Below are 14,471 nucleotides of genomic sequence, written 5' to 3' on the forward strand. Positions count from 1 at the left end.
GAGCTGTCGGGGCAGATTGCCCGATGAGCGTCCCAGCCGATGGTGAAGGATGCTTTGTCGTAGCCGGTTGCTTGGACGGTGCGACGGGTCATGGGTCGGACCGGGCCGATAACGCGGACGCCTCGTTGGCTGGGCGCCGTGAGCAGGAGTTCCGCGGAGATGTAGCCGGCGTCCATGAGGTGTTCGCCCGGCAGCAGGCCCTTGGCGTCGAGCCGGTCGTGGATCTCGTCGACGACCACGGGGTCGCCGGCCGTGGCGTCCGTGGTCACCACGTGGGTGATCAGGTGCGGTCGGCTGGTCTCCCGGGCGTCGCAGGTCTCGGTGAAGTGGCCCTTGTAGCCGTCCCAGGCCGAACTGAGGTTCCCCGGGATGCGGAGGAAGTTGACAGCAGGTCAGATGGGACTCATGAGAGGACCTGTGACCATGGCTGCACCCCGGAAATACTCGCTCGAGTTGCGTCAGCGTGCGGTACGTATGTATCGCACCGCTGAGCCGAAGCCCCAGATCAAGAGGCTGGCCGTCGACCTCGGCGTGCACCCGGAGGCACTGCGTGGCTGGATCCGCCAGGCCGAGGCGGACGCCGGCGAGCGCGACGACCGTCTCACCAGCGACGAACGCGCCGAACTCACGGCCCTGCGCAGGGAGAACACCCAGTTCAAGCGGGCCAACGACGTCCTGCGGACGGCTTCGGCGTTTTTCGCGGCGCAACTCGGACCCGGCCCAGGTGACGGCGCTCGTCGACGAGCATCCCCGCCTGGGAGTCGAGTGCGTACTTCGGGAACTCCACATCCCCTCCTCCACCTACTACCGCTGGCGCCGCGCAGAGAAGGAGCCCTGCGAACGGCGGCGTCGCGACGTCGAGCTGACCGAGCGGATCAAGGAGATCCACGCCGACACGTCGAAGAACTGCTCAAGCTCACCCAGCAGATCAGCAGCGGCGCGAAGTCGGCGTGAAGATCGAGATCTTCTCGGACAGCGCCTGCACACCCTGACCTGCGATGACGGAGTTTCTGCGAGCTCCTTCGGCGGCGCCGTGTACTTAAGAGACGGGCCGCGTCCTCGTAGCGTTCGTAGAGCTGCCCCGAGCAGTCCTCCCCGCCGGCCCCGTCACGTCAGCGAGGACAAGTATTCGGACCAGTTCTCGCCGGCGAGCGTGGCCCAGCGTTCGGCTGTCTTGGGGTGGATGCCGAGCAGGTCGGCGATGACCATGGGCGGCAGGTCTACCAGGGCGTCCATCATGGCGGTGTTCCGGGCTGCGCGGGCGGGCAGACCATGGTGTCTCAGGGTATCGGCGAGGCCGAGGGGGTTACGTGAGCGTCCAGGGCTTTGGCCCGGCAGGAGGTACCTATGCTCGGCTGCGGTGCTGTGCCGGGGCATGCTGTGGCGGAGCTGATCGTCGATGAGACGAGCGAGCTTCGGGGGGAGCACGAATGGGTGCTGGTTGACCGTCAGGTAGGTGTGCTCATCGTCGCGGCTGATGTGGTCCTCGGTGAGCTCGACGATGCGGGTCAGGGGAAGGGCGTAGAGACGGACGAGAGCAGCTGCGACGCGGACGTCCAGGGGCAACGCGGTGTCGTTGAGGCAGTGCAGCAGTTCGTTTCGGGCCTCGTCCTCGGCTTGGAAGTGGCCGGGGAGTTGCGAGGCGGGGCGATCGATGCTCAGACCGGGCGGGCAGAGGCGTCGTGCGGTGCTCCAGCGGAGGAAGGGGATCGAGCGGGAGCGCAGGGTTGGTCGGTCGGTCGCCCAGGTGTCCAAATGCCGCTGTCGAAGCTGGCGCAGGCTCAGGTGTTGGGAGTCGAGCCAGTTCAGGAAGTCGATGGCGGCGAGCACGTTGCCGCAGTCGCCTTTGTGCGCGGCGTAGGTGTAGCGGCCGCGGGCTGAGCGTCGGCGGGCGTCGCGGATGATGTGCCACTCGGCGAAGGGACGGATGAGATGGGCGTGCCGTGCTGGGAGTTCGGCCACGGTCCGTGCGACCCAGTTGGTGAGCAGGGCGAGATTCTCATCGCGTGGCGGCAGGATGCCGGCGGTCACGAGTAGCCCGCGTACGTAGGCGGTGGCAGCCCGTTGTGGCAGCGTGTCGAGGGAGTCGTGGTTCAGTGCTTCGGGCTCGAGGGCAAGGCGTCGCAGGAGGTGGGCGGCGGGGCTTCGGCGCAGCCACTGCAGGACGCGGTAGGGGTTCTCCGCGCCGGTCAGAACAACGGCGAGGGGTTTGAGCGGCTGGGCCATGCTCGCGCCGTCTGCGGAGAGCAGATCGCTCACGCGGGCGGCCAGGATGCAACGGGGGCAGCGGTGGCCTGAGTAGAGATCCGCCGGCTCACCGCAGGCCGAACAGCGCTCGACCGGTTCGTCGGGCAGCGAGCACGCCTTGCACAGGAGGGCTCCCTCCGCCGTCCGGCCGATCAGAATGCGATGCCGACTGCACGAGGCGCACGGTGCAGGGGTCGACAGGGCTGTTCTGTAGCAGGAGTTGCACACCGGCCCTCGCGGCCAGAGGACCTTGACCTTCGCGACCTGGCTGCACAGGGCGCAGGCGCGCTCTTCGCGAGGGCGGCATGTGTCGCAGTGGAAGGGGCCCCGGCCACCGTTGATGTGGTGGCCGGGGCGGACCCTTTCACAGATGGCGCAGGTCTTCTCGTGTCGCTTATAGCACCGGTCGCAGGTGTCCGGCCTGGTGCCGTCGGCTCGGGCGACGATGGGAACAATCTGTCCGCAGATACCGCACAGGCGGGCAGGGCTGGAGTAGCAGCCGCCGCAGACCGGCCCGTCGGAGGTCAGGGCGTTGACCCGGCGTAGTCGTCCGCAACGGCAGCACGTCTGAGTGTTCTTGGGAGCACAGGTCTGGCAGAGGCTGGTGCCGTCGGGCAGGCGCCGGTACGAGATCATCATCCGGCGGCAGTCGGCGCATTCCTCCTTGGCATCCGGCTCCTTGTTCCTGCACGGATTGCAGATGCCGCCCTCCGGTCGGCGGGCGTAGATGCTGACCACTTTGCCGCAGCGGGCGCAGGGCTTCTTAGCACGTCGGCCGGCGCAGCGTGAACACAGTCGCCCCTCCGGTCCGTTGTTGGTGGGAAGCGGGTCGGTCCGTCCGCAGTCGCCGCAGGGCACCAGGGCGACCTTGTCACCGTGCCCGGCGGCGGTGAGCGCGGCCAGCAAACGCACCACGCAGGTCGGGCAGTCGCTACTGGGCATGCTCAAAGCGTCGGGCCTGTCGGACAGATAGCGCACCAGGCGAAAGGCGTTAGCACCACGCCATGCCCGGGCTTCCTCCGCCACGGCCTGCGCGTGTTCGGGGGCAAGGGATTCGCCCACCGCTGTCCTCAGCAGCGCGATGATCTGTCCCCGGGCGGCGGAGAGTTCGGCGCGTAAGCGGATCTGGTCCGGTGTCAGTGGCCTCACGGCTGACCCGGGCGCCGGATCGTGGTACGCCGCTCCTTGAGCGGCAGTGGCTCGGCCTGTCCGTCCGCGGTCTTCTTGACCTGTGCGTTGACCACCTTCGGCTTGATGAGATCGTTCGGCGTGCACTCGAAGATGTCGCACAGCGCGACCAAGGTGTCCATGCTCATCCGCTGGGGCGGCTGCGTCACCAAGCGGTAGACCTGCTCACGCGACAAGCTCACGCCGCGTTCCGCCAGGAGCGGCACCAGGTCCGAGGTCTGGAACATCTGATGCTCGGCCATCGTGGCCCGCAGACACCACTCGTAGCCCATCTTCTTGATCATTTAAGATCCCAGTCGTCACCCAGCCGACGCTTCAGCGAAGCCTCCAGTAGCTGGTTCCGGTACTCATCGGAGACACCCATGTAGATGGCCGTCGTAGCAGCGTGGCTGTGGCCCACCTGCTCCTGTATTATCTTTAGTTCGCTGGGCTGGCAGGCTGTTGAACTGTGCGTTTGTGTTGCGGTCATTGTCCGTGACGTAGCTGATGAGGGCATTGGGGGGCCTTTCAGCACGGGCCGATCGTTACCGACCTGGGATTGCTTGTCGACGGTCTCTTGGAGGGTCTCCCGGGCGTCGGCCATTCGTCGGCAGTCGGAGGCTGCGGAGGAGGTATCCAGTGGCACGCGCGGCGGCCTCTTCAGTAGGTTTTGCGGATGCGGCAATTCGCGGATATCGAAGACCTGTCGGGGCTCGTGCGTGACGCACTGGGAGCGGGATGCCACGTTGTCGCGGTGGACCGGTTGCGCGGGGGAAGCAAGAAAGGGGTGTACCGGGTCCGCCTTGATGGAAGCCACCCGGCGAGTGTGATCATCTACAGCTGGGCCGAAGCTGAGAACTTCTGGCCAGGCGCGCGCGAGGCCGACCCGACCGACCCGTTCGCGCCCGCCTCCGGGCTGGTCCCGTTCCTGACCGCGCAGCGGAGCTTGAACAGCCTCGGTGCACGGGTTCCACGGGTACTCCTGGCGGATGACAGCCGGCGCCAGTATCCGGCGGACGTCGCCGTTGTTGAGGATGTCTCCGGCGGCACGCTCGAAGCGCTCTTCGAAACCGATCCCACGCGCGCCGCCGAAGCCCTGGGGGAACTCGCCGAGATGCTTGAGGTGATGCACCGGCACCAGGCCCAGCACTACGGCAGGGTGGACCTGTTGGAGCGGGGCGGCTCCGCATCCGAGATCTCGTGCGAGCGACGGGTCCTCGACCGCGCTCTGCGGGACCTTGAGGAGGCAGCGGGGCGTGACGGCAGGATCGCGGCAGCCGGCACGGCATTGCGCGACCATCTGCAGGAACTGGCCGATCGGGTGAGCCCTCGCGCGGAATACGGACTGATCCACGGAGAACTCGGACCCGACCACGTCCTGGTCGACGGCGACGGTCACCCTGCCCTGATCGACATCGAGGGCCTGATGTACTTCGATGTTGAGTGGGAGCACGTTTTCCTCCAGCTCCGCTTCGGCGAGTGGTACACCGCTTTGGCCCGGCCCGGTCTCGATCCGCAGCGCCTCGACCTCTATATGCTCGCGATGCGTCTGTCGCTGGTAGCCGGTCCACTGCGTCTCCTCGACGGTGACTTCCCTGACCGGGCGTTCATGCAGGGGATCGCTGAGCACAACCTGGAAGAGGCGCTGGCGCTCCTGCCGTTGGTGTAGCCGGGGGCGCAGGGCCGCGCCGAGCACCCGCCTACTCGACACGATCAGCTCGAACGGGTGGGCGGGGAAGTTGACGCTGGTGGTGGGGAACTGCGTGACCGTCGGCAGGGTTGCTTGCACCTGCCCGTTGTGGGTTGGTGCGGGTCGTCGCGGCGCGTTGTTTGCCGAGTGCACGAGCGAGTTGCTCGCGGAGTTGCTGGTTCTCCTCGGTGAGCCGCCGGATGCGGGCGTTGGCGGCTTCGAGTCGTCGCAGCAGCGAAGCATCGGAAGTGCGCTGATGTGCGGGAACCGGCGACCGGGGTTCCCGGCGGTGTGCTGCCCGTAGTCGCTCGATCTCCGCTCGCAGGTCCGGCTGGGCATAGAGCCAGGACCGGGACACTCCTGCCTGTGTCGCGACAGTCTCGAAGGTGACCGGCTCGCCCGCTGCGTCGAGGGTGCGGAGGGCCTGGATGGCCTTGGCTCGGGTGTACTCGCTGCGGCGGCGGGCGGCGTCGACGATGTGCTGGCTGTTGTCAGCTCGCATCGGCGGTCGCCTCCGGATGTCCGGGGTCGTCTTCCAGACCGGTGATGATCTTCTCCAGGTTGCCGAGAACCTGGCGGTTCATCTCGACCACGCGTGCTTGGCCGCGGGCCTCGGCGGCGGAGACGATCTGCAGCAGCTGCTGCCGTTGCTCATGGTGCTGTGGCAGGAACTCGGGGGTTGTGACGAACATCGGGCAGGTCAGGCAGGCATTGGCATGCGGACAGGTTCGTTGCGCTGGTAGGCCGCAGTAGCCGTTGGGCAGGGCCTGGGTCACGCGACCGAGCCGCTGCTTGGCCCAGGTGGCCTCGGCCAGAGGGCCCTGGGGATCGAGGGTGACGCTCTCGCCCTTGATGTTGACCTTGCGCGCCTTCTCCCAGTGCTGGCGGACCGTGGAATCGTGCAACCGGGCATAGTGGGCGGTCATCTCACCGGACGAGTGATCGAGAAGGACGCGTACGACTTCCTGCGGGACGTCCCGGTTGATCAGCCTGGTTCCAAAAGTGTGGCGCCATTGATGGGGCGTCAGATGCACTGCGCGACCATGTTCATCCCGGACCTCGCACCGCTCCAGCCAGCGATCGAGCTGGCCCCGGTAGGAGTGCGTGGTCAGCGGCCGAGTTCCGTCCGGGTTCATCCGTGGCGCCGGGAACAGCCACCGGCCGCCGCCGGGCCAACGCTCAAGGACACGCTGCTGCTGGGCAGCGATCTCGCCCTCGACCTCCTCGTCGATGGGGACCAGGGCTTCGCGTTTCATCTTCCGATTGAGGTAGCGCATGTAGGCGGCGCCGTCGGCGTCCCGGATGATGCAGTCGAATGCCAGGTGGCAGGCGTCGCCGACCCGCAGTCCGCAGCGCATGAGGATCAAGGTCAGCGCCCGGCCGGCGGGAGTGTGCCAGCGGTCGAGGTTGGCGGGCTGTTCGACCTGGGCCATCACGTGCTCAGCCAGTGCACGGGGCAGCCGCTTGTCAGGGCGGGGGAAGTCATCGGGGTAGAAGGCCGCGCTCGCCGGGAGGCTGTGGTCCCAGCCGTGGCGGCGCATGGCGTGGAAGAAGGCGTTCAGCGAGCCGATGTCCCGGCCGCGGGAATGAGTTGAGCGCGGGTCGAGGGCCAGGTCGGCGAGGTAGCGTTCCAGCACGGCCCGGTCCACGCGGGCCAGCTCGTCGGCGGAGACACGGGGATCGGCCAGGAATCCGGAGAACCGGTTGAGGGCCAGGATGTCGATGACGGCCTGGTTGACGCTGCGACCGATGCTCAGCCGCCAGCGCACGAACCGCTTGGCCGGCTCGCGTAGCCACGGCTGGAGGATGCGGTCGAACCGCAGCCGGGCCCGGGTGCCCTTGATGCCGAGCCGACGTAGTTCCCACACATCGCGCGGGAACTCACTCTCCCAGCCTTCGCCGTGAGCGAGGTCCTCCAGGTGTGTGTACGCATAGCGCAGGAAGGCCAGTTGCCCGTTTTGGTTGTGGCTGGAGCCGCGTCCGGTGGCGTAGTACTCGCTCCACCGCTGCATCGGCCACTCCAGCAGCGAGGCGGTGCCGCTGGCGGCGACCAGCCGGATCACCGGGGCGACGGCCGAGCTGTGGGTGTTGACCTGCCGCTCGTCGTGACGGCACTGGAGCGCGTATTGCAGTTCCAGCCGCAGCTGCCGTTTCCCCTTCAGCGGCCGGTAGTCGAACCGGTCGTCCCCGGCGGCCTCGCAGCGGCGCACGAACTCCTCGATCTCGGGGCTGCCGACGGCATACCAGCGGGACTGGTCGCTGTCGTTGACAGCTGGCAGGCTGGCCACCCACGTCCTCTTGCTGGGCTTGCCCGCTCGCTCCCAAAAGCCGTGGTGGCGCACGCACAAGCCCTGCCGGGCCGCCCCGAAGCGGCATCCGGCGACGGCACATGCCGTCAGTTCCGACCGTCCGACCGGGTCGGCCCCGGGATCCGCGATGAACGCCTCGACGTCCGGTTTCCCACGCCGCTGCCAGCGGTAGTAGTGGCCTCGGCAGAGCTGACGGGTGCGGGGCTGACGCGGGCATCCGGGGACCCGGCAGGACCCCAGCCCGAAGATCAGTTCCCCCGGCGCGGGGATGAACACGTCCACGCGGAACTCCGGCCGGACGACGGCCATCAGCTTTCCGAGCAGCCCAGCATCGGGGGCCGGAGCGGCAGACATCGCGTCGCTCACCAGCTCACCTCCCCGCCGGTCAGGAACCCTGCGACCTCCAGGGCTCGGCGAGCATCCTCCACGGACAGATGGCCGTAAATGTCGTGCGTGGTGGCGATCGAGGAATGCCCGAGCAACGTGCTGACCACTTCGATCGGCACCCCCTGCCGCAGGAGCAGGGTGGCTCGGGTGTGCCGGAACCAATGGGGGTCGAAGTCGACCCTGATCTCCCGCCGCAGCCGCAACACCAGGTCATAGACGGACGCGTAGGTCAGCGGGCGCCCGTAAGAGCCGCCCCAGAGGTTGACGAACATGTAGTCGCTGTCCAGGTCGCCGTACTCGCCGTGGAGGTAGTCGGCGTAGAGCCGCACGATCTCGGGACCGACAGGAACGGTGCGGGGAGAGGCGGACTTGGCTCGTGCCCGGTTGTCGTTGACGCGCGGCATGACGGTCAACTCGCCTTCCGCCACGGCTAGGCCCTCGTGCCGCAGGCCCAGGGCTTCGCCGATCCGGATCCCAGTCTCCCACAGCAGCGCGAACAGGAACCGGTCCCGCAGCCGAGTGCAGGCGTCCAGGATCGCCTGGACCTGGGTGGCGGTCAGGAGCGTCGGATGCGTGCGAGGCGCCTTCAGCTTGATCGTGCGGCGACGCTCCGGCTGGCCGCCAGCCAGGTGATACAGGAACGGCTTCCAGCCCGTGCGCCGGGCCCGGACCGGCTGCAGCTCGGTGACGAGATCTCCGAGGTCCACACCGTGACGTGCGTGGAAGACGTAGAGACCGCTGACCGCGGACAGCTTCCGGTTGACCGTGGTCACCCCGCAGTGATGCTCCGCCGAGGGCAGCAGCGTGACACCGCCGTCGCGGCCCGCGGGCGGCAGTCGGAGCCAGGCGACGAACTCACCCAGGTCCTCCAACCGGACCTCGGGCCAGTCCAAGCCGCGTCGGTCGAGGAAGACGAACCAGTCCTTCAGATCATGGGCATATGCCTTGATCGTGTTCGGCGACCGCTCGATGTCGGTCAGGTAGGCCAGGTAGCGCTCGATCGGCTCGACTATGCCGCCCTCACCGCCGAGGACTGTCCACGACTCAAGCGTCGAGTCGGGCATCAGCACCCGTTGCACCAGCATCAAACCTCCCGGAGACGTGCGTGGTAGACGGCGGTAGATAACCACCTCCACCAGGCAGATCTCCGCTCACTACGGGCTCGTGCTGCACGTCGTGGACACACTGCTGAGGACTCAAGAGAACTTGAACGAAGCGGGCAGGGTAGCCGAACTCGGTCAGATGCGTGACGTAGCCGTGCCTTGTGTCCGCAGAGGCCGTGTGCGGACACCCCCGTGTAGCGATTCACCAGGCGGGTCAGCGCGAATACTTTCGCGACGCAGTCCGTCGACCGTGTTGCATTCCGCCCTGTCGATCATGATGCAGATCACACCCTTCGGGAGGCGTCATGGTGTGTGACTGCGTCCGTCCCGTGGGCCGAAGGCTTCGAGGGCGTCTGCATCGGTAGCTCGCGCGTGAAGGAAGTAGTCGGCCCATTCAGCGATTTCAGGGTAAGAGGAGTCTTGAGTGACCTGGGTGACGGCGGCCTCGATGTCGAAGTGCGTGGAGCGTAGTTCGACGCCGGGGCCCAGGAGCGCCCAGTGGGCCCCGGCCCGTCCGTAGGGCATGCCGACACTGCCGGGGTTGATCACGAGTCGGCCGTGGGCGAGGCGAACGAACGGCATGTGCGTGTGCCCGCAGACCACTGTGCGGGTGTCGCTGTCGAGCCCGCTGAAGACCTCTCGCCAGCGGTCGAGGCGTGAGTCGACCAGGACTACTTCCTCATCGTCTCGAGGGGTGGCGTGGCAGAACAGCACCTTCCCCAGGCCACGCACTGGCAGAGAGAGTGATCGCGGCCACTGACTGAGAAGGTCGAGGTGTTCTTCGCGTAGTTGTTCGGCAGCCCATGGGGCGATTGGATCGGGGATCGAGTCGCGTTGACCGCGGCGGTATTCGAGGAGTTCGCGGTCGGCGTTGCCGCTGATCCAGACGATGCGGTCGCCGAGACTGGTCAACAGGTCGAGGACCTGGGTGGGCTGAGGGCCGGCGGTGATGTCGCCGGTGAGCACGATGCGATCGGCAGCGCTCACCTCTGGTTCGGCGAGCACGGCCTCAAGGGCGGGCAGGACTCCGTGAATGTCGGACAGGACGGCTACTCGGTTCAGCATGGGCACCACTGTGGGATGAGGTCCGCTTGGAGGTGAGACCTTTCGCCTGACGCGTAGTTCGGGGAGTGACTGCTTGCGAGAGTCACGGGGTCCATCAGCCAGCCTGCTGACGACGCCCACCAGTGTCGTCCCCCCTTCAACTGCAGGTTCCGATCACCGTGGTTCGCGGAGCGGGAAGGCGACTCACCCGGCTTGTCCCGGCCGCGGACTCTCGCAGGTGAACGATTTCGTCATGCTGGGCGGCGAGCCGGGCCAGGGCCTGGGTGCGGAAGTCCGCGAGCTCGCCGATCGCCTGTTCCGACTGGGCCAGCCGTTCTTTGAACTTTGAGTTCTCTGCCTTGAGCCGGGCGATCTGGGCCTCGCGGGGGTCGGAGATCTCGCCAGCGTCTTGGAGTGCTTGGAGGCGTCGTTCGAACTCGGTGCGGAGGTGAGCGTAGGGGCGGGTGCCGTAGAACGCGGTGCGGTCGACGCCCGCTTCGCGGGCGAGGGTCTTGATATCGCATTTTCCGCCGGGCGGGATCTCGCCGCGCAGGAGCCGGTCCATGGCGGCCCGGATGCGGTTCTCGTTCTCCGTGCGCTGGGCTGCGGAGATTCTCATGCGGACTCCTCCTCCATGGTGGCGCTGGCGGCGTCGATCTCGGCGATGACCCGGAGGGCTCGGTCGTAATCGGCCTGGAGTCGGGTGCGTTCGGTCTTGCGGGTGGTGCCGAGTTGGCCGATGAAGATCTTTGTTCTGTCGGCGTGCTCGGCCCAGACGGGGCGGTGGCCGGGATGGTGGGTGGCCTGCGGACAGCGGGCGGAGTCACACATCCCGATCAGCGGACGGTCCGCGGCGGGGGTGCCGGCGAGTTTGAGGCAGAGCGCCCGGGAAGGGTCGGTGAACCAGCAGTAGTTCGCCGGTCCGAGGTGCAGGACGTTGGCGCGTTTGGTCAGGAGGTTGAGGACGTCGCGGTCGTTGCGCTGGGTTTTCGGGGCCGTGGCCGAGGCGGTGTCGAGTTGGGCGTCGATGCCGGCGAAGAACTCGGTGAGGCTGCGGGCGCCGGGACCGGCGGGCAGAACGCCTTCCTGGTAGTTTCGGAACTCCTCCAGTACCAGCTGGAGATTGCGCTCGCTCTCGTGCTTGTTGACCTCGGCCAACAGCTCGGCCTGGGCCCCGCCGGGGCGCGAGGCATAGCCTTCCGTTGTGGCCACGGCGATATGTTTCATGTGGATCTTGGTGGCCAGGACGCCGCCGGGCCGGTAGGCCATTTCGAGGGACAAAGTGCGCCGCAGCATCCGCAAGTTGACTGGCCCCCCGGGGATTGGCGCCAGGCCAAGGCGCCTCCCGGCCTCGGAGTTGGCCCAGTTCTTGAACCACTTGAAGCGGACGTTGAAGGAGAACCTGCCGATCAGCAAAGCCCCTTCTGCCGGGGCGTCGTGCAGTTGCTCGAGGAGTTCGATCGCTCGATAGACCGGCTCGATAACGACCCACTCGTCGTTGGTGCCGCCCAGCGGCTGCCCTTTGACGATCTTGCTGGCGATCCGGTAGCGGGTCAGGCCCGGGACGGCCTCGTCGGGCGGTCGTCGGCAGCCGATGCGCAATTCCATCAGCTCACTCGCACGCATGCCTGAGATAGCGGCAGCGGTGATGATCGCGGCGGTGCGGACGATACCGACCAGGGCGACGGCCTGGAGCCGGGACACCGGCAGGGTCCAGGGCAGTGACGATGTCCCGTCGGCCGCGGGGACCATGTCGACATCACGGCCGAATGGTCTCTCGACGCCGACCTGCGCGAGGGTGGCTTCCAGCGCCGGCCTCATGGTGGGCAGCCACGGATTGCAGAACTGGCTCAGCCCAGCCCGGCGGGCGAGGGTGCCCATGGCCACCAGGAGAAGGGGGTCGTCCTCAGCCCAGCCCTTATCGAGGCGCTTCGCGACGTAATGGTCCTCCAGCATGGGCAGGGCTGTGCACGTTCGCGTGTACTCGGCGAGGATTTCGCTGAGCTCCAGGACCGGGACGCGGTTCTTGGGCCCGACCCGCCGGAGTCCTTGTGCTCGTCGGGCCGAGTGGCGGTCGGATTCGCGGATCTTGTGTGCCAGGTCGACGGCGTGCGGACCTAGTGTGGACATCAGATAGAGGGCGGCCGCGAGCATCGGCTGCATGATCTCGTCCGCGACCGGTTGGGTCTTGTTCTCGTCTCGGCCGCTGGGCATCTCGGCGACGGCGGAGGCGGTGGCGCCGCCCCAGGGCCGCAGCCCGGCGGGGACGCGGTCGGCGGTGAACAGGTCGCAGTAGTTCACCAGGTCGACGACGACCTGGGCGGCGGATCTCCTGGTCGCGTGGCTGTTCTCGCCGATCACGGCTCCGTCGTCGTCGAGCACGTAGCGGCGGTGAGCCAGGTATGCCTCACAGTCCCGGGTGGTGACCTGCTGCAGGCTGCTGGTCGCCCGTTCGCCCAGCCAGTTGAAGAAGCGGACGAGTTCGTCGAGACGACCGCGGCAACTGGTGACGTGGAGCGGGTTGCGGAAGGCGCGGGGCAACGGGGCGACCGTCTGGTGGCGTGGTGCGAGCATCGCCAGGACCAGTTCCTTGGCCACCAGTCGCCAACGCGAGTCCGTGATCAGGGTGAAGTCGAAGCGCCTCACCGAGGGGCTCAACTGGGTCGGCAGCCCGATGACGTGGGTGAAGTCCCAGATGCCGTCCTCGAACGTGGGGCGAGCGGCGTTGTCCGGAAGGGCTAGCCCGGCTTCGTCGCAGACATCGGCGCCCGCAAAGACGGCGGAGCGTCCGTCGAAGGCCGGATCGAAAGCTGTGCTCATGCGGTCATCTCCTCGGGCCGCAGGGGAAGTTCGTCGTCCCGGTCGGTGACATGGGCTGCGGCCGAGGTGACCACGGCCGGATCGAAGCGGTCCAGGACCTGCTGGATGCGGGCGGTATAGGGGCCGAAGACCGCCATGAAGTGGGCGGCGGGCATCTGCTGCCACTGCCGGGAGAAGAACGCCTTCAGCCGCAGCAGGTTGACCGCATGCCGTGGTGCGAACACCGCCAGGGGACACAACAGGCAGACCCAGGGGCGAGCCGGACAGGGTTTGCCCTTCGGGCCGTGCAGTCCGGACAGCTGATCGCCGCAGGCGGCGGTGAACGCATCCCTCTGTCCGCCGACGAGTTCGGCGATCACCTCATCGTCGAGGGCAAGGTCCGCCACGAGCTGCGGATAGCCCTCGGCCAGGGCGGCGGCCTCTTCCTCGGTGATCACCGTCGGCGGATGCGACCTGCGTAGCAGGTCATGCTGGGCGTCTTCGATCACGGCCTCGACCGCACGTTGCTGGGCCGGGGTTGCGGCCGTCAGATAGTGGTCGCCTTCGACGGCGGGGGTGTGGTTGGGGTCGATGGTGGCCCGGCCGCTGCCGTTCCACGTGCTCTTGTCCCGCATCGCCTCGTGCGTGGTGCGGATCCGGGACCGGTGGATCTTCAAGGGCTCTCCGTCGTCCCCGCCCAGCTGGTGGCGCTGGACCCACCGCTGGATGGCGACGCGGTCGAACTTCCTCACCCGCCGGTCACCGCCGGCCCGGCTCAGGCCCAACCACAGTTTGCGGCCCTCGTCCGGCGGAACGAAGCTCCGCAGCAGCGTGGAGTGGGCCAGCCACTGCTCCAGCAGACGCACGGCCCTGCGTGGCAGATTCAGGCTCTCGGCCGCAGTGCGGCCCTTGACGTAGGAGAGCAGGATCGTGGAGTCCCCGGCCCAGTCAATGTCCTGTGTGACCAGGTCCTCGATGCCGTCCGGCACGATGCCGGAGTAGATGCCGAACAACAGCCGGTAGGCGATGAGCACTTCCAGGTGCGGGAACAGGGCCTGCGTCGCGTCGTGGAAACCGCCGCGGCGGTGGACCAAAGCGGCCGAGATGCCGACGTTGCGGCCGAACTCGGAGATGCTCACCGGCCCGACGGTGGCCAGCAACCAGCGAAGATTCTGGGGAGTCCATCCGCCCTCGCCGGGATGCTGTCCGTGAGCGACAGCGGTCAGGGCCTGCCGGTGGGCCGCGTACGACTCCTCGACGAGCCGTCGGCAGAGGTCGCCCAGCCGCTGCCACTCGCTCTCCGAGTAGGGAGGCAGGGCGTGGTGGTTGGGCTGAACGTTGAAGTTCCGTCCGGCCGCGAGCTCAAGCACCCCGTCCGCCAACGAACCGCCGGCCTGACCGAACGCCTCGACCATCGCGCGGGTGCACGCCTCCCGGCCGCCCGAGCATCCCATCAAATACTCGGCCAGCCTGCCCCGTTTGAGCTGGTCAAGACCACCGGTGAAACCCTGCGCAGCCAGGGTCCGCACCATGCCCCGGATCGCCTGGACGTAATGGTTGACCGTGCCCGCGGAATCCGCAGTTCCGTGCGGGTGGATCACATCCACCAGGCCGGTGGCCAACTGCCGGGCCAGCAGCGGATTCGGCAAGCCGTCCAGCGAGAACGCCGCACGGCTTCCATCGCTGAACACGCAGGTGACTCCCAGGGGTTGGCCGATCAGCATG

General features: G+C 67.5%; 11 protein-coding genes. 2 read left to right on the top strand and 9 right to left on the bottom strand.

Annotated features, from left to right (window positions below; translation table 11 throughout):
• The first annotated feature begins 423 nt into the window (after positions 1–423).
• Positions 424–954, top strand: a complete 531-nt coding sequence (locus ACIHCQ_RS32180; RefSeq protein ID WP_399670285.1) for a transposase — start codon at positions 424–426, stop codon at positions 952–954.
• A gap of 153 nt (positions 955–1,107) precedes the next feature.
• Here ACIHCQ_RS32180 and ACIHCQ_RS32185 read toward each other — a convergent pair whose 3' ends face one another.
• Complete coding sequence (locus ACIHCQ_RS32185) at positions 1,108–3,396, bottom strand: XRE family transcriptional regulator (RefSeq protein ID WP_399670288.1); 2,289 nt, start codon at positions 3,394–3,396, stop codon at positions 1,108–1,110.
• Positions 3,393–3,719 carry a helix-turn-helix domain-containing protein gene (locus ACIHCQ_RS32190; protein WP_399670291.1) on the bottom strand — a complete coding sequence of 109 codons (327 nt, stop codon included), beginning with the start codon at positions 3,717–3,719 and terminating at the stop codon, positions 3,393–3,395. Before ACIHCQ_RS32190 ends, ACIHCQ_RS32185 begins: the two co-directional genes overlap by 4 nt.
• A gap of 371 nt (positions 3,720–4,090) precedes the next feature.
• Here ACIHCQ_RS32190 and ACIHCQ_RS32195 point away from each other — a divergent pair, with 371 nt between their 5' ends.
• Positions 4,091–5,083, top strand: coding sequence for a phosphotransferase family protein (locus ACIHCQ_RS32195; RefSeq protein WP_399670294.1), 993 nt, complete (start codon positions 4,091–4,093; stop codon positions 5,081–5,083).
• A gap of 31 nt (positions 5,084–5,114) precedes the next feature.
• On the opposite strand, the gene ACIHCQ_RS32200 is transcribed toward ACIHCQ_RS32195, so the two are convergent.
• The 7 genes from ACIHCQ_RS32200 to ACIHCQ_RS32230 form a co-directional block, all read right to left on the bottom strand.
• The gene (locus ACIHCQ_RS32200; RefSeq protein WP_399670297.1) at positions 5,115–5,606 is read right to left on the bottom strand and encodes a DUF6262 family protein; all 492 of its coding nucleotides are present in this window, start codon (positions 5,604–5,606) and stop codon (positions 5,115–5,117) included.
• Positions 5,596–7,779 (bottom strand): tyrosine-type recombinase/integrase, encoded by a 2,184-nt coding sequence (locus tag ACIHCQ_RS32205; protein ID WP_399670299.1) that lies wholly within the window; start codon positions 7,777–7,779, stop codon positions 5,596–5,598. Before ACIHCQ_RS32205 ends, ACIHCQ_RS32200 begins: the two co-directional genes overlap by 11 nt.
• Complete coding sequence (locus tag ACIHCQ_RS32210; protein WP_399670302.1) at positions 7,776–8,885, bottom strand: tyrosine-type recombinase/integrase; 1,110 nt, start codon at positions 8,883–8,885, stop codon at positions 7,776–7,778. Before ACIHCQ_RS32210 ends, ACIHCQ_RS32205 begins: the two co-directional genes overlap by 4 nt.
• 321 nt (positions 8,886–9,206) lie before the next feature.
• Positions 9,207–9,968, bottom strand: coding sequence for a metallophosphoesterase family protein (locus ACIHCQ_RS32215; RefSeq protein ID WP_399670305.1), 762 nt, complete (start codon positions 9,966–9,968; stop codon positions 9,207–9,209).
• A gap of 136 nt (positions 9,969–10,104) precedes the next feature.
• On the bottom strand, positions 10,105–10,566 hold the full coding sequence (locus ACIHCQ_RS32220; RefSeq protein ID WP_399670308.1) for a hypothetical protein: 462 nt from the start codon (positions 10,564–10,566) through the stop codon (positions 10,105–10,107).
• Entirely contained in the window at positions 10,563–12,767 is a 2,205-nt protein-coding gene (locus ACIHCQ_RS32225) for a site-specific integrase (protein WP_399670310.1), read from the bottom strand. Before ACIHCQ_RS32225 ends, ACIHCQ_RS32220 begins: the two co-directional genes overlap by 4 nt.
• On the bottom strand, positions 12,764–14,470 hold the full coding sequence (locus ACIHCQ_RS32230; RefSeq protein WP_399670313.1) for a hypothetical protein: 1,707 nt from the start codon (positions 14,468–14,470) through the stop codon (positions 12,764–12,766). The genes ACIHCQ_RS32225 and ACIHCQ_RS32230 overlap by 4 nt, the downstream gene beginning before the upstream one ends.
• Position 14,471: the final 1 nt, after the last annotated feature.

The sequence above is a fragment of the Streptomyces sp. NPDC052236 genome (assembly GCF_044548015.1).
Classification (GTDB): domain Bacteria; phylum Actinomycetota; class Actinomycetes; order Streptomycetales; family Streptomycetaceae; genus Streptomyces.